This window comes from Pseudomonas sp. KBN10P06128 (assembly GCF_037574945.1).
In the GTDB taxonomy this organism is placed as follows: Bacteria; Pseudomonadota; Gammaproteobacteria; order Pseudomonadales; family Pseudomonadaceae; genus Pseudomonas; species Pseudomonas aeruginosa.
This window is the reverse complement of record NZ_JBBELR010000001.1, coordinates 2,629,903-2,646,540: the sequence shown is the minus strand read 5'-3', so window position 1 is coordinate 2,646,540 and position 16,638 is coordinate 2,629,903. Positions and strand designations below refer to the sequence as shown.

Genomic DNA, 16,638 nt, shown 5'->3' with positions numbered 1-16,638 from the left:
TGCAGTTCAGCCACTGCCGCCTCAGCGAAACTCGTGCTCCACCTCGGACCAGAGGCTCACCCGCTGTCCGCCGGCCTCGAAGAACTCCATCTCGCGGCGGATGCCGGCGCTGTCTCGCCAGCCCGGCAGGTCGAGGACGATCAGCTCTTCCAGGTGATCCATGTAGAAGGCGTCCACCGGCGCCCACAACCTGCCGATCGCCGCGCGGTCGAGATCGGCCAGGCACAGGTTGATCGGGTGGGACATGGAAACCTGGCTGAATACCACGTGGCCGGCGCGGACGATGGTCGCCGCGACCTCGTTGCAGGCACGGAAGCGCTGCTCGACCACCTCGGCGTCGGCATGGCTGTAGGGACAGGCTAGGAATATCTTGCGCATGGTTACCTCGTTGCGGAAAGCGACGCCGCGATGGCTCGCCGGCGCTCGTCGGGGGATGTTTCAGGCTGCGTGCAGGGCGCTTTTTTCCGCCTCGTCATGCTCCTGCTCCTGCCGGGCATAGCGCTCGGCGGCGGGCACCGAGATGCGGATGGCGATGAATACCGCCAGCAGGCCGCCAAACAATTTGCCGAGCAGGATCGGCAGGATCAGCGTCGGCTGGAAGTTGGCGGTGAATGCCAGGTGATCGCCGATGGTGGCCTGGGCGCAGACGCCCAGGGCCACGCAAAGCACCTTGTCGCGAGCATTCATGTATTTGAACAGGTGGTAGGTGGCGATGATGTTCGCCAGCACCATGACAAAGGCGGTGGCGCCCGGCTGGGACAGCCCCAGGTAACGGCCGAGGACCGCCATCGGGCGCTTGCAGTAGCGCTGGAACAGGTAGCAGATGGGGAAGGTCCCGGCCAGCATGATGCCGATGTAGCCAGCGATCTCGATGGCGCGGAACAACTCTTTCTCGTCGGCGAACATCGGGTCGAAGCCCCAGCCGCCGAAGACCTTGGTGAAGACTCCGGTGAAGTGCTGGACGATGGAAAGCGCCAGGGCCATCTTGATGAACGCGTCCATCACCTTGCCGAATACCAGGAACCCGGTGACCATCGCCGTCGCCCGGTACTTCAGGCCGGCGGCCAGCAGGAAGCAGAAGACGAACAGTGGCGCCAGCAGCCGAAGCATGCCGAGGAAGTCCAGCGACAGGTAGTGCAGGGCCGGCGAACCGGTCGATACCAGTTCGCGCACCGGGATGTGGTTGAGGGTAATCAGCAGCAACGCCGCCAGCACCGCGAACGGAATGCTGATCAACCCGGCCATCGCCCCCAGCGCCAGGTACTTGTGGTCCTTGCGCTCGAGCATGGTCAGGCCGACCGGGATCAGGTAGACGATGGTCGCGCCGGAGGTGTAGCCCACCAGCATGGCGGTAATCCACATGTCGCGGTTGGCGGTCAGGGCATCGGCCAACTGGTAGCCGCCCATGTCCACCGCGATGATCGACAGCGCGGCGATGGATACGTCGGAACCGAGGGTCTGGAAGAACGGGCCGAGGGCATGGGAAATCGCCTTCGACAGATAGGGAATGGCTACCATGATGCCGGCCTGGGCGAGGAACACCGGACCGATGGCGTGGATGCCGTTGACGAACTCGCGGCCCAGACCGCTTTCCGGGCGCAGGATGGAAGCCAGCGCGCCAAGTACCGCACCCAGCATGATCAGGTAAATCACATAGTTTCCGAACTCGGCCATCTGCGTCGTTCTCCCCTCGGCAGGCTCCCGTAGCGGGATGCGTTCTTCTGGTTGTCTGGTCGGGAGGCCGGCCACGCCGGTCGCTCCGCCGAAGCGAACACTCGCATTTCGCGTGCCACAATTTGGTTTTCGTGTTGATTTGAAGGTTCGTTTTACCTAAATTGGTCACCCATACGGTCAAGTAGGCGGCCAATCCAAGAGCGTACCTGCCTTACGGACCTGTGGGATTTTCCGCCGGGCCTGCGCAAAGCCTCGCCCCGCCCCCTTCCGCCCAGCGCCGCCAGGCGCTACCGGGCGATTCACGGTAACAATCGCCGCACCAGGATGCGGCCCATGGGAGAACACGATGCGCCCCGAGGAACGCCGCCGCCACATTCTCGAATTGCTGCGCCAGCGCGAGCGGATCTCGGTGGACGAACTGGCGCGGACCCTTTCCACCTCCCAGGAAACCATTCGCCGCGACCTCGCCGCGCTGGCCGAACAAGGCCTGGTCAGCAAATTCCACGGAGGGGCCGCCCTGCCGCCCAGCGGCGAGCACGAGAACGCCTTCCAGACCCGAATGAACGAGCACGCCCAGGAAAAACGCGCAGTCGCCCGCTACGCCGCCGGCCTGTTCGGGCCCGGTGACAGCATCTTCATCGACACCGGCACCACCACCCTGCTGTTCGCCCGCGAACTGGCGCGCCAGAGCCATCTGACGGTGATCACCAACTCGCTGTTGATCGCCGGCAGCGTCGGCGCCTCCGGCAACCGTGCATTCATGATCGGCGGCGAGTACCGCCCGGAGTCCGAACAGAACGTCGGCGCCCTGGCCATCGAGCAGATCGCCCGGTTCAACGCCGAGCATGCGGTGATCACCATCGGCGCGCTGAACGGCGATGGCGCCATGGATTTTTCCATCGAGGAAGCCGAGATCGCCCGTGCCATGATCGCCCAGGCCCGCCAACTGACGGTTATCGCCGACTCCTCGAAGCTCGGCCGGCGCGCCCTGTTCCAGGTCTTCCCGCTGAGCCGGATCAACCGCCTGGTGGTCGACCGCAAGCCTACCGGGGAACTCTGGGAAGCCCTGCAACAGGCGCGGGTGGAAGTCCACGAAGCCCCCCTGCGCACCCCGCAGGCCTGACTCCCCTCGCGGGCAGCCCCGGAGACAGGCCGGGGCTGTGCCGGTGGCTGCCCGTCGATTAATCGATTGACTGTTTCTCTTTCAGTTGCCACATTAAAACAACAAATTTCACATAAAATTCTGTGTGAAAAATCAGTGTTACGGTCAAAAAGCAAACTGATACCAAAAGAAACAGGCAGAAACGATGACTGAGCCGCTTGCGACAAAGACCGCGATCTTCGACGTTGCAGTGATCGGCGCTGGCGTGGTGGGTTGCGCCATGGCCCGCCGCTTCGCCCTGGAAGGTGCGCGGGTGGTCCTGCTGGAAAAAAGCACCGACATCCTCTCCGGTGCCAGCAAGGGCAACAGCGCGATCCTCCATACCGGTTTCGACGCGCCGCCCGGCAGCATCGAACTGGCCTGCATGCAGGAGGGCTATCGCGAATACCGCGACATCCATGCGCGCCTCAACCTGCCGCTGCTGGAAACCGGCGCCCTGGTGGCGGCATGGAGCGACGAGGATCTGGCGCGCCTGCCGGCCATCGTCGAGCAGGCCCACGGCAACGGTGTCGATGACGTCCGCCAGATCGGTCGCGACGAGGTCCTGGCGCTGGAGCCGCAGTTGGCCGGCAATGTGCTCGGTGCGGTGCGGGTCCCCGGTGAGCATCTGATCGACCCCTGGTCCGCGCCGCTCGCCTATCTGCAACAGGCGCAGGCCCATGGCGCCGAGGCCTGTTTCAACGTCGAGGTGCTGGACGGCGCCTTCGACGGCGGCGAATGGCTGTTGCATACCCGCCGCGGCGATCTGCGCGCGCGCCAGGTAATCAACTGCGCCGGACTCTTCGGTGACCAACTGGAACAGCGCCTGCTCGGCGCGGCGAGCTTCGCCATCCATCCGCGCAAGGGCCAGTTCGTGGTCTTCGACAAGGCCGCCGCGGCGCTGCTGCGGCACATCCTGCTGCCGGTACCCAACGAGCGGACCAAAGGCGTGGTATTCACCCGTACTGTCTTCGGCAACCTGCTTGCCGGCCCCACCGCCGAGGAACAGGACGACCGCGAACAGGCACGGGTCGACAGCGACACCCTGCAGCGACTGATCGACGCCGCCGTCGAGCGGATCCCCGGCCTGCGCGGCATGCCGGTCACCGCCACCTACGCCGGGTTGCGGCCGGCCAGCGAAAAGAAGGAATACCGCATCTGCCAGGTCGACGGACGCAACTGGATCAGTGTCGGCGGCATCCGTTCCACCGGTCTCACCGCGGCGCTGGGCATCGCACGCCACGTCTATCGTCTCTACCAGGGTGGGCGCTTCCACGAAGCGGTTCGCGAGCCGCTCTGGCCGCAGGTACCGAACCTCGCCGAACACCTGCCGCGCGACTGGCAGCGTCCCGGCTACGACGAGATCGTCTGCCACTGCGAGATGGTCACCCGCCGGGAAATCCTCACCGCCCTGGAAGGCCCGCTGCCAGCCGGCGACTTCGGCGGCCTGAAGCGTCGCACCCGCGCCTGCATGGGACGCTGCCAGGGTTTCTACTGCAACGCGCGGGTCGCCGAGCTGAGCGCCGGCCGCCTCGCCCAGCCCCTCGCCACCGGGAGTTGCCATGAGCATCACTGAACAGGTCGACGTCGCCATCGTCGGCAGCGGTCCCGCCGGATTGGCGGCCGCCATCGAACTACGCCGCCAGGGCGTCGCCCGGGTCTGCGTGCTGGAGCGCGACGGCGAGGCCGGCGGTATACCCCGGCATTGCGCGCATCCGCCGTTCGGCCTGCGCGAGCACGGCCGCCTGTTGACCGGCCCGGCCTACGCGCTGCGTAACGTCGAACAGGCTGAACGGGCCGGGGTGGATATCCGCCTGCGCCATAGCGTGGTCGCTCTCGCCGCCGCCGGTCTGCTGCAACTGGCCACCCCCGAAGGCCCGCGCAGTCTGCGCGCGACACGCGTGCTGCTGGCCACCGGCGCACGCGAGACGCCGCGCTCGGCGCGCCTGTTGGGCGGCGACCGGCCACTGGGCGTGATCAATACCGGCGCGCTGCAAGCCTATCTCTATCTGCAAGGCCTGAAGCCGTTCGAACGGCCGCTGATCGTCGGCACCGAGTTGGTCAGCCTGTCCGCCGTGATGAGCTGCCGGCGTGCCGGCATCCGCCCGGTGGCCATGCTCGAACGCAACGCACGGGCCACTGCGCGTTGGCCGCTATCGTTGTTTCCCAGGCTGTGCGGAGTACCGATGCACTTCTCCAGCGAGCTGCTGGAGATCGAAGGCCGCGGCCGGGTCGAGGCGGCGCGGGTACGCCTGGGCGACGGGCGGGTCGAACGGATCGCCTGCGACGGCATCCTCCTCAGCGGACGCTTCGTTCCCGAATCGAGCCTGGTCCGCCTCAGCCACCTGGAACTGGACCCGGCCAGCGGCGGCCCGCGCATCGATCAGTTCGGCCGCTGCTCCGACCCCGCCTATTTCGCCGCCGGCAACCTGCTCCGGCCGATCGAGACCGCCGGCTGGTCGTTCCGCGAGGGACGAAGGATCGCCGGCCTGCTGGCCGCCGACCTGCGGGCCGAACTGCCGGTCGCCGCGCCCGGTATCGCCATCGATTGCAGCGGTCCGCTCAAGCTGTGCGTGCCGCAGCGGCTGCTGGACGATCCGACACCCGGCCTGGCGCATCTACAGCTACGCGTAAGCGAGGCCGCCAGCGGACGCCTGCGGATACTGGCCGATGGTCGCCCGGTGTGGGAACGCACCCTGTCCTGCCTGCCGGAGCGCCGCCTGCTGGTGCCGCTGGCCGCCCTGCGCCTACCGCCGGACACCCGGCGCCTGGAAGTCGCCTTCCTCACCTCCGGCCACTGAACCCGCGAAGAGAACCGACCATGCGAATCGCCGCCCTCGACCAGGGAACCACCAGTACCCGCGTGCTGGTCGCCAGCCAGGACGGCAGCGCCGATATTCAGTTGGCGCTGCGTCACCAGCAACACCATCCGCAGTCCGGCTGGGTCGAGCACGATCCGCTGGAACTGCTGGCCAACCTGCAACGCTGCCTGGAGGCCAGCGGCCGGGTCGACGCCATCGGCCTCGCCAACCAGGGCGAAAGCTGCATGGCTTGGGACGCCCGCAGCGGCGAGCCGTTGTCGCCGCTGATCGTCTGGCAGGACAACCGCACCACCCCGCACATCGAGCGTCTACGCGCCAGCGGCGCCGAGGCGCTGGTCCTGGAACGCAGCGGCCTGCCGCTCGATGCCTATTTCTCGGCCAGCAAGCTGGGCTGGATCGTCGAGCACCTTCCTGCCGCTCGCCGGGCTCTCGAGGCCGGCCGCCTGCGCCTGGGAACCAGCGACGCCTGGTTTCTCGACCGCTTGTGCGGAACCTTCGCCACCGACGTCACCACCGCCTCGCGCACCGCATTGATGAACCTCGCCGAGGGCCGCTGGGACCCCGAACTGTGCGCCCTGTTCGGCGTGCCGATCGAGTGCCTGCCGGAAATCCGCGATACCGTCGGCCATTTCGGGGTGATCGGCAACACTCCGCTGACGGCCTCGGTGGTTGACCAGCAGGCCTCGCTCTACGGTCACGGCTGCCGCCAGCCCGGTGATGCGAAGATCACCTTCGGCACCGGCGCCTTCGCCCTGACCCTTAGCGGCGAGCGGATCATCCGCTCGCCGGAGACAGGCCTGCTCGCCACCATCGCCTGGCAGATCGATGGCAAGCCGGTGTACGCCATGGACGGCGGGGTCTACGATGCCAGCGCCGCAGTCGAGTGGGCCGGGCGTCTTGGCCTGTTCAGCGACTTCTCGGAACTGGCCGGCTTCGACCGGCCGCCGGCCATCGACCGCGGGCTGGCCTTCGTCCCGGCCTTGTCGGGACTCGCATGCCCGCACTGGGACCGCAGCGCCGGCGCGATGTGGCTGGGAATGGACGCCGGCACCCGCCGCGAGGACCTCTGCCAGGCCCTGCTCGAAGGCGTGGTGCTGCGCAGCGCCGAGGTGATCCAGGCGATGGACGGCTACCTGAAGGTCACCGACCGCCTGTCCATCGACGGCGGCCTGGCGCGCAGCCCCTACTTCGCCCAGTTCCTCGCCGACAGCCTGCAACGGCGCATCGTCACCCAGCGCTTCGACGAACTCACCGCCTTCGGTTGCGCCGCCCTTGCCGCGCGTGGCCTCGGCTACGAGCTGGCGGAGCCGCGCAACACCCGCACGGAGTTCCAGCCGCGGGTCGACGCCGGCACCGCCCGGCGCTGGCAGGTGCGTTTCAGCGAAGCGGTGGCGCGCACCCGCGGCTGGCGCTGAGCCGCTTTCAGCGTCCCGGCCAGCCGGTCTCGCGCAGCGCCGCCAGGAGCGTCTCCCCCTTCAGCGCGGGCACCAGCCGGCCGTCCTCGGTGCGCATGTCCTCGCCGGCCAGCAGCACGTTGACGATGGCTTCTTCCACCGCCTCCGCCGCCGCGGCGAACAACGGCGAGATGTGGTCGTTGTTGAGCATCCGCAGCGGCGTGCTCTGCGGCAGGTCCTTGCGCGCATAGTCGGCTGGCGGCAGGTCCTGGTTGCCGGTGGCGAAGGCGAGGAACACGTCGCCACTGGAGTCCTCGGTACCGCCGCCGGTGCGAGCGATGCCGATCGAGGCGCGCTGCGCCAGGCGCTGGCACTGGTGCGGCAACAGCGGCGCGTCGGTGGCCAGGATCACCACGATGGAGCCCATACCCGGGGTGCCTTCCTCGCTGAACGGCGAGGGGATGTCGCCCAGCCGGCGGCCGACCGGATAGCCATCGACCCGCAGCTCGCGACGCTGGCCATGGTTGGCCTGGACCAGCGCGCCCACCGTCCAGCCGCCCTGCTCCGCCGGCAGCCGCCGCGATGCGCTGCCGATGCCACCCTTGAACTCGTGGCAGATCATCCCGGTACCGCCGCCCACCGAACCTTCGCGGACCGGTCCGGACTCGGCGCAGGCCAGCGCCTCGCCGACCTGGCGGGCGCCGACATGCTGGCCCCAGATATCGTTGAGCAGGCCGTCGAAGGTCTCCATCACCACAGGCATGCACCAGTACAGCCCGCTGTCGCCGAGTTCGGCGCGCTCCTCGGCGATCAGCGCGTCGCGCACCGCGCCGACGCTGTGGGTATTGGTGATGGCGATCGGGGTGGTCAGCAGGCCGGCTTCGCGGATCCACTCCAGGCCCGTGGCGTCGCCGTTGCCGTTGAGCACGTGGCAGCCGGCGAAGCAGGGTTGCAGGCGCGCCGCACCGGCGCGCGGCTGGACCAGGGTGACGCCGGTGCGAACCTGCCTGCCGTCGATCCGCTGGTTCAGGGTGCTGTGGCCGACGCGCACGCCGGGAACGTCGGTGATCGCGTTGAACGGGCCGGGAGTGCCCAGGCCGAGGGTGATGCCAAGTTGTCGAGCGCGCATGCGGACTCCTGTTTCAAAGCTTCTGGAACGCCGGACTGAGCTTGCCGTAGGTGCAGTAGAGAATCACCGACACCGCCAGCAGTCCGACAATGATCATCACGTCCCTGGCCGAGGCCGCCAGGAACAGGTTGAGCAGCAGGTATCCCGCCCCGCTCACCGCCAGCAGCGCCGGCAGCGGCCACAGCGGCATCCGGTAGGGATGCTCGCGGTCGCGCCGCAGCACCCGGCTGAACAGCGCGCAGAGGGCGACGATCAGGTAGACCATGACGATCAGCAACACGGTGAACGAGGTCAGTTCGGCCAGGTTGGAGCTGAAGCTCAGCGCCGCCGAGGGAATGGCGAGGAACAGCGTGGCCAGCCAGGGCGATTCCCAGCGCGGATGGATACGGGTGAAGGCACGGTTCAACGCCGGCATCCAGAGCGCGTCGCGACCGCTGCTGAAGATCACCCGGGCGCTCTGGATGACGATGGCGACGATGGCGTTGAACACCGAGAGGAAGATTCCCGCGCTGACCAGGCGCGACAGCGTCTCGTTGCCATGGCTGTTCAACAGGTAGCCGATCGGATCGGGGCTGGCGAGCATCGCCGGGAGCGACGGCGCGCCGATCAGCAGCGCGGCGAGCGGGACGATCTCGATCAGCACCACCAGCGCCAGCGACCAGAGCACCGCGCGATGCACGCTGTGGCCGCCGTCCTTCATGTCCTCGGCGAGCAGCACCGCGCCGCCGAAACCGTTGTAGGAGAACAGCGCGGTACCGACCGCTCCGATCACCAATGCCCAGGGTGCGATCGCCAGCAGCCCGCCGTCGCCGACTACCTGCGGCTGCAGCAGGACGCTCGCCGGCTGCTGCGCATGGCCGAAACCGAGGCCGACGATCACCAGCAGCGCCGCCACTTCCAGCAGCAGGCAGGTGCCCGTGACCCAGGCGTTGACGCGAATGTTGAGGATGCCCAGCAGGTAGCTGAAGGCGACGATCGCCAGGGCCACGGTCTGCGCATCGAAGTGGGTGCCGAGGGCGGCGTTCAGGTAGGTCGCCGCGCCGGTGGCGAGCACCGGCGGGATGAACAGCAGCATCGCCAGCACCGTGAGGAAGGTGGCGTAGCCGGCCAAGCCGCCGAACACGCGCTTGGCGTAGACATACTCGCCGCCGGCAGTGCTGTGCGCCCTGCCCAGCTCGGCATAGCACCAGGCGAACATCAGCGCCAGCACCCCGGCCAGGGCGAAGGCCCAGAAAGCGCCGGTGCCGGCCTGCTGGATGGCGAAAGGGGCGATGACGAAGACGGAACTGGCGGGAGTGACCGCGGAAACGGTGATGGCGACCACGTCGAACACGCCTAGGGTGGGTTTCAGCGCACTTTCGGGCGCGGGGGAAGAGCTCATGTCGTTGTCCTCTGATTGTTATTGAAGTTGAGGCAGTAACGGAGACTCGCGGCGGCCCCCTGCCGGGGCGCTGGTTATGCGCCGACTCTAGGAGCGCGGAACCGGCGGGCCAATCACCCTTTGGGGTTACGCCCCTTGACGCGGCGGGTGGAAAAGCCGCAAACCGGAGCCTGCGAAAACCCACCGTGGAGCGAATACGGATGCACACCCTGTTCCGGGACATCGGCATGCACGCCAGCCTGGGCCGCGCCATCGAACAGATCGGCGGCAACCGCTTCTGGAAGCAATTGATCCTGCTGCTGCGCCAGCACCTGCCGTTCGACAACGCCCTGGCGATCTTCTACCCCGCCAACGGCGTGCCGGTGGCCCTGGAGGAATACGACGCCGAACCGCACGCCGGGCCGGCCTCGATGCTCGCCTACCTGAACGGGCTGTACCTGCTCGACCCCTTCTACCAGGCTTGCCGGGAAGGCCTGGCCAGCGGCCTGTACCGCCTCGAGGAGATCGCCCCGGACCATTTCCGGCAGAGCGAGTACTACCTTAGCTACTTCCACGACAACGTGCTGGAGGACGAGGTGCAGTTCATCCTCCAGGTACCCGACCGGGGCGCGCTGTCGCTATCGCTGGGGATGCAGCGGATATTCGCCGACGAGGAATGCGGGATGCTCGGGCTGCTCTCGAGCTGGGTCCTGGCGCTGATGCAGCAGCACTGGCAGCAGCGCAGCCAGCGCCTGTTGCCGGCCGCACCGCAGGAAGAGATGGCCACGCAGATACGCGACGCCCTCAGCCACTTCGGCGCCAGCGTGCTATCGGAACGCGAGCTGGAGATCGCTCGCCTGATCCTTCGCGGCTACTCGTCGAAGGCCATGGCCGAGCGCCTGGCGATCTCGCCGGAGACGATCAAGGTCCATCGGCGCCACCTGTACGCCAAGCTGGACATTTCCTCGCAACCGGAACTGTTCTCGCTGTTCATCCAGTCGCTCGGGCACGACCCGGAGAACCCCTAGGGGTCATGGATTGGCGTAGCGCCGGCTGAGACCGGGCGGGATGCCGCGGGCGTCGGTCTCGGTCCAGGGACCCTGCGGGCTGGTGGACCAGAACCAGCCGCCGTCCCAGCGGTAGTAGGTACGCTGGCGGTAGTAGAGATCGCGCTCGCCGCGGATCACATAGACCCCCAGGCTGCCGTCCCAGACGCCCTTGCCGCCTGGCGGCGGGGCGAACTGCGGACGCGAGCGGCTGGGCTGCGCCGGAGTCTGCGGTTGCGGGGTGATGCGCGGCGGGGTGGCGCCGGGCGCGCTGGACGGACCGGGCTGCGGCTGGCTTTGCGGCGGCAGCGAGGCCGGCGGTTCGCTGGTCTGCGGCGGATGCACCACGCACCCGCCGAGACCGCCCAGGAGAATCGCCAGACCCAGATACTTCGCCTTCACCGCCGCACCTCCCGCCAACCCGTTGTCGTTATGGCCGGGCCGCCTGGGGCTGGTCCGGGCCGTCGATGGTCAGCGCTTGCGCCGACGACTGGGCGGTAGACAACGGTTTGCCGCGTCCGATCCATTCGCCGGAGATGGCGTTGCCGGCGCGGGATACCCGCGCGACCAGCTCGACCTGCGGGAATCCGCTGAGCTTGAGCTGCGGCATCATGGCGTCGGCATCGCTCAGGCTGACCTCGGCCGGCAGGTCGGCGACGGTCAGGCGCTTCACTGCCAACGGCATCGGCGGGCCGCCGACGGCGCGGGCGAAGACGAACACGCTGTCGTCGGCCTTGACCTGGCCCTTCACCGCGTCGCTGATATCCACCTTCACCGTCAGGGTCACCCCGGCGGCAGCGGGCGCGGCCGGCGCCGGCGGGGTCTGCCCGGCCTCGGTCATGCGCTCGCGGGCACGCTGGATGCCGCCCTGGATCGCCGAGCGCGCCGGGTCCTCGTTCGGCAACACCGACACCAGGCGCTCCCAGAAGCCGATGGCGTCGGCGTAGCGCTGCTCTTCGAAGGCGGCGATGCCGAGCAGGCCAAGGGTGGTCACTTCGGCCGGGTCGCCCTTCAGCGCCTCGTCGGCCAGGGCCTTGATCTGCGCGGTCATTTTCTTGCCACCGGAGAAATACAGTGCCTGCGCCCACTGGCCGAGCACTTCCGGCTGCCGCCCGCTGAGTTCGGCGGCGCGTTCGAAGGCCCGCGCCGCATCGGCGCCGCGTTCCTGGGTCATGTAGGTGCGACCGAGGAAGTACCAGCCCTGGGCGGAATCCGGCTGGGCCTGTACCGCGCGCTCCAGGCGCGCGGTCATCTCTTCCATGGAGTGCGGTGCCTGGGCGAATTCGCGGGCCAGCTCGACCTTGTCGCTGGCGCCCCAATGCAGGTACAGGCCGAGCGCGACCAACGGCACCAGCAGCGCCGCGACCAGCGGGATCGCCCGGCCCAGGCGCGAGCTACGCTCCTCGCCGCTGCCCTCGGTGTCGGCGAGCAGTTCGCGGGCAGCCTCGGCGCGGCCATTCTCCAGTTGCTCGGCGGTCAGCGTGCCGGCGGCCTGCTGGCCGGCCAGCTCGGCGATCCGCTCCTGATAAAGCGCGACGTTCAGGGCGGTACGGTCTTCCTCGGCCTGGGCGCGACGGCCACGCAGCAGCGGAATCAGCAGGAATGCCAGGGCCGCCAGCAGCAGCAGGCCGGCAGCGAGCCAGAAATCGATCATTTGTCGTTCTTCAACAGGTTGGCGAGGCGCGCTTGCTCCTCGGCGGACAGGGTGGTTTGCACCTTGGCAGCGGTGCGCCGGCGGCGCAGGACGATCACGCCGATCACCAGCACGCCGAACAGCAGCAAGGCGCCCGGACCGAACCAGAGCAGCCAGGTACGCTCGTTGACCGGCGGCTTGTAGCGAACGAAATCACCGTAGCGGGCAACCATGTAGTCGACGATCTCGCCGTCGCTCTTGCCCTGCTGCAACTGGCCGTAGATCTGCTTGCGCAGGTCGGCGGCGATCGGTGCGTTGGAGTCGGCGATGTCCTGGTTCTGGCACTTCGGGCAGCGCAGTTCCTGGGTCAGGTTGCGGAAGCGTTCGCGCTCGGCGTCGCTGGCGAACTCGTAGGTGTCGATGGCGGCCCGGGCCACGCCGCAGAGGGCGAGACCGAGCAGCGCGGTGACGAGGAAACGCTTCATCGGGCCTCCGGCTCGTCCAGCAGTTGCTGGTACAGCGGCGCCAGTTGCTCGCGCCAGACTTTCTGGTCGACCACCCCGACGATCTTGTGGCGGATGATGCCCTGTTTGTCGATCAGGTAGGTTTCCGGCGCACCGTACACGCCTAGGTCCAGGCCCAGGGTGCCGTCGGCGTCGCTGATGCTCAGCAGGTAGGGATTGTGCAGCTCGTTCAGCCACTTGATGGCGGCGGCGTTGTCGTCCTTGTAGTTGATCCCGTAGATCACCACGCCCTGCTCGGCCAGTCGGGTCAGTTCCGGGTGCTCGACCCGGCACGACGGGCACCAGGTGCCCCAGACGTTGACCAGCGCCGGCTTGCCCTTGAGGTCGGCCTCGGTCAGGCGCCGGGCCGGGTCCTGCACGCTGGGCAGGTCGAAGGCCGGGAACGGCTTGCCGATCAGCGCCGAGGGCAGCTCGCTGGGGTCCAGCCAGAGGCCGCGGAAGAGGAACACCGCGACGATCAGGAAGATCCCCAGCGGCAGCAGCAGAATCGCTCGTTTCAAGACTCAGGCTCCCTGACCGGCGAGGCCCAGGGCCTCGCGCACACGTGTTTTCACCTTCACCCGGTAGCGCCGGTCGAGCGCCGCCAGGGCGCCGCCGAGGCCCATCAGCAGGCCACCGAACCAGATCCAGCGGACGAACGGCTTGACGTGCACGCGCACCGCCCAGGCACCGTTCTCCAGCGGCTCGCCGAGCGCCACGTAGAGGTCGCGGGTAAAGCCGGCATCGATCCCTGCCTCGGTCATCATCGAACTCTGCACGGTGTACAGGCGCTTCTCCGGATGCAGGGTGGCGATCTCCTTGCCGTCGCGGCTGACGTGGATGCTGCCCTTGTCCGAGGTGTAGTTCGGCCCTTCGTGGTGCTTCGCGCCGTCGAAGAGGAAGTGGTAGCCGCCCAGTTCGACGGTGTCGCCGGGCGACATGCGCAGGTCACGCTGGGCGCTGTACTGGCTGCTGAGGACGATGCCGATGGCGCACACGGCGATGCCCAGGTGCGCCAGTTGCATGCCCCAGTAGCTGCGGGTCAGGCTGCGGGCGCCGGCCAGCACGCCCTTGTGCCGGGTCTTGTCGAGGAAGTCGCGGAAACCGGCCAGGACCACCCAGGCGGACAGCAGGAACACCGCCAGCACCGCCCAGTTGAAATCGCCGAAGTACATCGAACCGGCCGCCGCCATGACCGCGCTGGCCACCAGCACCGGGGTCAGCATGCCGAGCAGCCAGCGGCTCGGGGTGTCCTTCCAGCGCACCAGCACGCCGACCGCCAGGGCCGCCATCAGCGCCGCCATCAGCGGCAGGAACATGGCGTTGAAGTACGGCGGGCCGACCGACAGCTTGGCGCCGCTGAGGGCATCGAGCAGCAGCGGGTAGAGGGTCCCGAGGAGGATCATCGAGGCCGCCACCACCAGCACCAGGTTGTTCAGCAGCAGCAGGGTCTCGCGCGACCACAGGGCGAAGCCGACCTGGCTCTTGACCACCGGCGCGCGCAGGGCGAACAGGGTCAGCGAGCCGCCGACCACCAGCAGCAGGAAGGCGAGGATGAACACCCCGCGCTCCGGGTCGGAGGCGAAGGCGTGCACCGAGGTGAGCACGCCGGAGCGGACCAGGAAGGTGCCCAGCAGGCTCAGGGAGAAAGCGGCGATCGCCAGCAGCACGGTCCAGCTCTTGAACACGCCGCGCTTCTCGGTCACCGCCAGCGAGTGGATCAGTGCAGTGCCGACCAGCCAGGGCATGAAGGAGGCGTTTTCCACCGGATCCCAGAACCACCAGCCCCCCCAGCCCAGCTCGTAGTAGGCCCACCAGGAGCCGAGCACGATGCCGATACCGAGGAAGGCCCAGGCTACCAGGGTCCAGGGCCGCGACCAGCGCGCCCAGGCGGCGTCCAGGCGGCCGCCGAGCAGTGCGGCGATGGCGAAGGCGAAGGCCACCGAGAATCCGACGTAACCCATGTAGAGCATCGGCGGGTGGACGATCAGGCCGACGTCCTGCAGCAGCGGGTTGAGGTCGTTGCCGTCCATCGGGGTCTGCGGCAGCAGGCGGCTGAACGGGTTGGAGGTGATGATCAGGAACAGCAGGAAGCCGGTGCTGATCATGCCCATCACCGCCAGCACGCGGGCCAGCATGACCTCCGGCAGTTGCCGGGAGAAGATCGACACGGCGAAGGTCCAGCCACCGAGGATCAGCGCCCAGAGCAGCAGCGAACCTTCGTGGGCGCCCCAGACGGCGCTGAACTTGTAGTACCAGGGCAGCGCGCTGTTGGAGTTGCCGGCCACGTAGGCCACCGAGAAGTCGTCGCGCAGGAAGGCCCAGGTCAGGCAACCGAAGGCGAAGGCGAGGAAGGCGAACTGCCCCCAGGCCGCCGGGCGCGCCAGGCTCATCCACTGGCGGTCGCCGCGCCAGGCGCCGACCAGCGGCAGGCTCGACTGCACCAGGGCCAGGCAGAGGGCGAGGATCAGGGCCAGGTGGCCGAGTTCGGGGATCATCTACTTGCCCTCCTGGTTGTACGAGGTCTCGCCGGCGGCCTTGCCGTTCTCGTAGTGCTTCAGTTGGCCGCTGTCCTTGAGCGCCTTGGTGACTTCCGGCGGCATGTAGTTCTCGTCGTGCTTGGCCAGCACTTCATCGGCCACCAGCACGCCGTCGCCGCCCAGCTTGCCGAGGGCGACGATGCCCTGCCCCTCGCGGAACAGGTCGGGAAGGATGCCATGGTAGGCGATGGTCACTTCCTTGGCGCCGTCGGTGACCACGAAACGCACGTTCAGCGAATCCTCGCTGCGTTGCAGAGAACCCTTTTCCACCAGGCCGCCGGCGCGTATGCGGGTGTCGGTCGGCGCTTCGCCGTTGGCGATCTGGGTCGGGGTGTAGAACAGGTTGATGTTCTGTTGCAGGGCCGACAGCGCCAGACCCACCGCGGCGCCGACGCCCACCACGATGGCGAGGACGATGATCAGACGTTTCTTGCGGACCGGATTCACTGCTGGGCCTCCCGGCGCAGACGACGCGCCTCTTCTTGCAGGTAGCGGCGCCGGGCCAGCAACGGCTCGGCGACATTGATCGCCAGCACCAGCAGGCTGATGCCGTAGGCCGACCAGACGTAGGGACCGTGATGGCCCATGGCGAGGAAGTCGCCGAACGATTCGAAGCTCATCGTGCCTTCTCCACCAGGGCCTTCACCTCGGCTTTCGCCCAGGCGGTGCGGGACTCGCGCTTGAGCACTTCCAGGCGCATGCGCACCAGCAGCATGGCCGCGAAGAAGCAATAGAAGCCGAGGACCATGATCAGCAACGGCAACCACATCTCCACCGGCATCGCCGGTTTCTCGGTGATGGTGAAGGTGGCCGGCTGGTGCAGGGTGTTCCACCACTCCACCGAGTACTTGATGATCGGGATGTTCACCACGCCGACGATGGCCAGTACGGCACAGGCCTTGGCCGCGCTGTCGCGGTTACTGATCGCCTGACCGAGGGCGATGATGCCGAAATAGAGGAAAAGCAGGATCAGCATCGCCGTCAGGCGCGCGTCCCAGACCCACCAGGCGCCCCAGGTCGGCTTGCCCCATACGGCCCCGGTAAGCAGCGCGACGAAGGTCATCCAGGCGCCGATGGGAGCGGCGCACTGCACCGCCACGTCGGCGATCTTCATCTTCCAGATCAGCCCGACGGCACCGGCCACGGCCAGCATGACGTAGCAGGACTGGGCGAGGAAGGCCGCCGGCACATGGATATAGATGATGCGGAAGCTATTGCCCTGCTGGTAGTCCGGCGGCGCGAAGGCCAGCCCCCAGACGCAGCCGGTGACGATCAGCAGCGCCGCCGCCACGGCGAACCAGGGCAGCCAGCGGCCGCTGATCTCGTAGAACCACTTGGGCGACCCAAGCTTGTGAAACCATGTCCAATTCATCATCAGGCTCTGTTTACAGGGCTC

17 protein-coding genes are annotated in these 16,638 nt (G+C 67.8%); 5 read left to right on the top strand and 12 right to left on the bottom strand.

Going from position 1 to position 16,638, the window contains the following annotated elements; translation table 11 throughout:
• Positions 1 to 21: 21 nt before the first annotated feature.
• Both VQ065_RS12625 and eutH read right to left on the bottom strand, forming a co-directional pair.
• On the bottom strand, positions 22 to 378 hold the full coding sequence (locus VQ065_RS12625; protein WP_003087170.1) for a DUF1937 family protein: 357 nt from the start codon (positions 376 to 378) through the stop codon (positions 22 to 24).
• A gap of 60 nt (positions 379 to 438) precedes the next feature.
• The gene (gene eutH / locus VQ065_RS12620) at positions 439 to 1,674 is read right to left on the bottom strand and encodes an ethanolamine utilization protein EutH (protein WP_003087169.1); all 1,236 of its coding nucleotides are present in this window, start codon (positions 1,672 to 1,674) and stop codon (positions 439 to 441) included.
• 346 nt (positions 1,675 to 2,020) lie between these two features.
• On the opposite strand from eutH, the gene VQ065_RS12615 reads away from it, so the two are divergent.
• The 4 genes from VQ065_RS12615 to VQ065_RS12600 all read left to right on the top strand — a co-directional run bounded on the left by VQ065_RS12615 (position 2,021) and on the right by VQ065_RS12600 (position 7,052).
• Positions 2,021 to 2,797 carry a DeoR/GlpR family DNA-binding transcription regulator gene (locus tag VQ065_RS12615; RefSeq protein WP_003087168.1) on the top strand — a complete coding sequence of 259 codons (777 nt, stop codon included), beginning with the start codon at positions 2,021 to 2,023 and terminating at the stop codon, positions 2,795 to 2,797.
• Between the two features lie 184 nt (positions 2,798 to 2,981).
• Entirely contained in the window at positions 2,982 to 4,391 is a 1,410-nt protein-coding gene (locus tag VQ065_RS12610; protein WP_003087167.1) for an NAD(P)/FAD-dependent oxidoreductase, read from the top strand.
• Positions 4,378 to 5,616, top strand: coding sequence for an NAD(P)/FAD-dependent oxidoreductase (locus VQ065_RS12605; protein ID WP_003087166.1), 1,239 nt, complete (start codon positions 4,378 to 4,380; stop codon positions 5,614 to 5,616). The genes VQ065_RS12610 and VQ065_RS12605 overlap by 14 nt, the downstream gene beginning before the upstream one ends.
• A gap of 20 nt (positions 5,617 to 5,636) precedes the next feature.
• A complete protein-coding gene (locus VQ065_RS12600; RefSeq protein ID WP_003087165.1) occupies positions 5,637 to 7,052 on the top strand; it encodes a glycerol kinase in 1,416 nt (471 codons plus the stop codon).
• Positions 7,053 to 7,059: 7 nt separating this feature from the next.
• Here the strand turns inward: VQ065_RS12600 and VQ065_RS12595 are convergent, their stop codons facing one another.
• Together VQ065_RS12595 and VQ065_RS12590 are read right to left on the bottom strand one after the other, a co-directional pair.
• Positions 7,060 to 8,160, bottom strand: coding sequence for a DmpA family aminopeptidase (locus tag VQ065_RS12595; RefSeq protein ID WP_003087164.1), 1,101 nt, complete (start codon positions 8,158 to 8,160; stop codon positions 7,060 to 7,062).
• A 13-nt stretch (positions 8,161 to 8,173) separates the two neighbouring features.
• On the bottom strand, positions 8,174 to 9,541 hold the full coding sequence (locus VQ065_RS12590; RefSeq protein WP_003110692.1) for an APC family permease: 1,368 nt from the start codon (positions 9,539 to 9,541) through the stop codon (positions 8,174 to 8,176).
• A gap of 200 nt (positions 9,542 to 9,741) precedes the next feature.
• Here VQ065_RS12590 and VQ065_RS12585 point away from each other — a divergent pair, with 200 nt between their 5' ends.
• Complete coding sequence (locus VQ065_RS12585; protein ID WP_003087160.1) at positions 9,742 to 10,548, top strand: helix-turn-helix transcriptional regulator; 807 nt, start codon at positions 9,742 to 9,744, stop codon at positions 10,546 to 10,548.
• A gap of 3 nt (positions 10,549 to 10,551) precedes the next feature.
• Here VQ065_RS12585 and VQ065_RS12580 read toward each other — a convergent pair whose 3' ends face one another.
• From VQ065_RS12580 to VQ065_RS12545, 8 genes are read right to left on the bottom strand one after another with little or no spacing between them, the layout of a single operon-like run.
• The gene (locus tag VQ065_RS12580) at positions 10,552 to 10,968 is read right to left on the bottom strand and encodes a hypothetical protein (protein WP_003087156.1); all 417 of its coding nucleotides are present in this window, start codon (positions 10,966 to 10,968) and stop codon (positions 10,552 to 10,554) included.
• A 28-nt stretch (positions 10,969 to 10,996) separates the two neighbouring features.
• Positions 10,997 to 12,220: a c-type cytochrome biogenesis protein CcmI gene (ccmI, locus tag VQ065_RS12575; protein WP_003087153.1), complete on the bottom strand. Its 1,224-nt coding sequence runs from the start codon at positions 12,218 to 12,220 to the stop codon at positions 10,997 to 10,999.
• The gene (ccmH, locus tag VQ065_RS12570) at positions 12,217 to 12,684 is read right to left on the bottom strand and encodes a cytochrome c maturation protein CcmH (RefSeq protein WP_003087150.1); all 468 of its coding nucleotides are present in this window, start codon (positions 12,682 to 12,684) and stop codon (positions 12,217 to 12,219) included. Before ccmH ends, ccmI begins: the two co-directional genes overlap by 4 nt.
• Entirely contained in the window at positions 12,681 to 13,223 is a 543-nt protein-coding gene (gene dsbE, locus VQ065_RS12565) for a thiol:disulfide interchange protein DsbE (protein WP_003083138.1), read from the bottom strand. The genes ccmH and dsbE overlap by 4 nt, the downstream gene beginning before the upstream one ends.
• Before the next feature lie 3 nt (positions 13,224 to 13,226).
• Positions 13,227 to 15,200 (bottom strand): heme lyase CcmF/NrfE family subunit, encoded by a 1,974-nt coding sequence (locus VQ065_RS12560; RefSeq protein ID WP_003087146.1) that lies wholly within the window; start codon positions 15,198 to 15,200, stop codon positions 13,227 to 13,229.
• Positions 15,201 to 15,689, bottom strand: a complete 489-nt coding sequence (gene ccmE, locus VQ065_RS12555) for a cytochrome c maturation protein CcmE (RefSeq protein WP_003083137.1) — start codon at positions 15,687 to 15,689, stop codon at positions 15,201 to 15,203. It lies immediately after the preceding gene.
• On the bottom strand, positions 15,686 to 15,862 hold the full coding sequence (ccmD, locus tag VQ065_RS12550; protein ID WP_003083136.1) for a heme exporter protein CcmD: 177 nt from the start codon (positions 15,860 to 15,862) through the stop codon (positions 15,686 to 15,688). Before ccmD ends, ccmE begins: the two co-directional genes overlap by 4 nt.
• Positions 15,859 to 16,617: a heme ABC transporter permease gene (locus VQ065_RS12545; protein WP_003083135.1), complete on the bottom strand. Its 759-nt coding sequence runs from the start codon at positions 16,615 to 16,617 to the stop codon at positions 15,859 to 15,861. Before VQ065_RS12545 ends, ccmD begins: the two co-directional genes overlap by 4 nt.
• Positions 16,618 to 16,638: the final 21 nt, after the last annotated feature.

What these genes read in the sequence shown, in the direction of transcription:
- VQ065_RS12625 (WP_003087170.1), bottom strand. Translation starts at nt 378, where the DNA reads ATGCGCAAGATATTCCTAGCCTGTCCCTACAGCCATGCCGACGCCGAG.
- eutH (WP_003087169.1), bottom strand. Translation starts at nt 1,674, where the DNA reads ATGGCCGAGTTCGGAAACTATGTGATTTACCTGATCATGCTGGGTGCG.
- VQ065_RS12615 (WP_003087168.1), top strand. Translation starts at nt 2,021, where the DNA reads ATGCGCCCCGAGGAACGCCGCCGCCACATTCTCGAATTGCTGCGCCAG.
- VQ065_RS12610 (WP_003087167.1), top strand. Translation starts at nt 2,982, where the DNA reads ATGACTGAGCCGCTTGCGACAAAGACCGCGATCTTCGACGTTGCAGTG.
- VQ065_RS12605 (WP_003087166.1), top strand. Translation starts at nt 4,378, where the DNA reads ATGAGCATCACTGAACAGGTCGACGTCGCCATCGTCGGCAGCGGTCCC.
- VQ065_RS12600 (WP_003087165.1), top strand. Translation starts at nt 5,637, where the DNA reads ATGCGAATCGCCGCCCTCGACCAGGGAACCACCAGTACCCGCGTGCTG.
- VQ065_RS12595 (WP_003087164.1), bottom strand. Translation starts at nt 8,160, where the DNA reads ATGCGCGCTCGACAACTTGGCATCACCCTCGGCCTGGGCACTCCCGGC.
- VQ065_RS12590 (WP_003110692.1), bottom strand. Translation starts at nt 9,541, where the DNA reads ATGAGCTCTTCCCCCGCGCCCGAAAGTGCGCTGAAACCCACCCTAGGC.
- VQ065_RS12585 (WP_003087160.1), top strand. Translation starts at nt 9,742, where the DNA reads ATGCACACCCTGTTCCGGGACATCGGCATGCACGCCAGCCTGGGCCGC.
- ccmI (WP_003087153.1), bottom strand. Translation starts at nt 12,220, where the DNA reads ATGATCGATTTCTGGCTCGCTGCCGGCCTGCTGCTGCTGGCGGCCCTG.
- ccmH (WP_003087150.1), bottom strand. Translation starts at nt 12,684, where the DNA reads ATGAAGCGTTTCCTCGTCACCGCGCTGCTCGGTCTCGCCCTCTGCGGC.
- VQ065_RS12560 (WP_003087146.1), bottom strand. Translation starts at nt 15,200, where the DNA reads ATGATCCCCGAACTCGGCCACCTGGCCCTGATCCTCGCCCTCTGCCTG.
- ccmD (WP_003083136.1), bottom strand. Translation starts at nt 15,862, where the DNA reads ATGAGCTTCGAATCGTTCGGCGACTTCCTCGCCATGGGCCATCACGGT.
- VQ065_RS12545 (WP_003083135.1), bottom strand. Translation starts at nt 16,617, where the DNA reads ATGATGAATTGGACATGGTTTCACAAGCTTGGGTCGCCCAAGTGGTTC.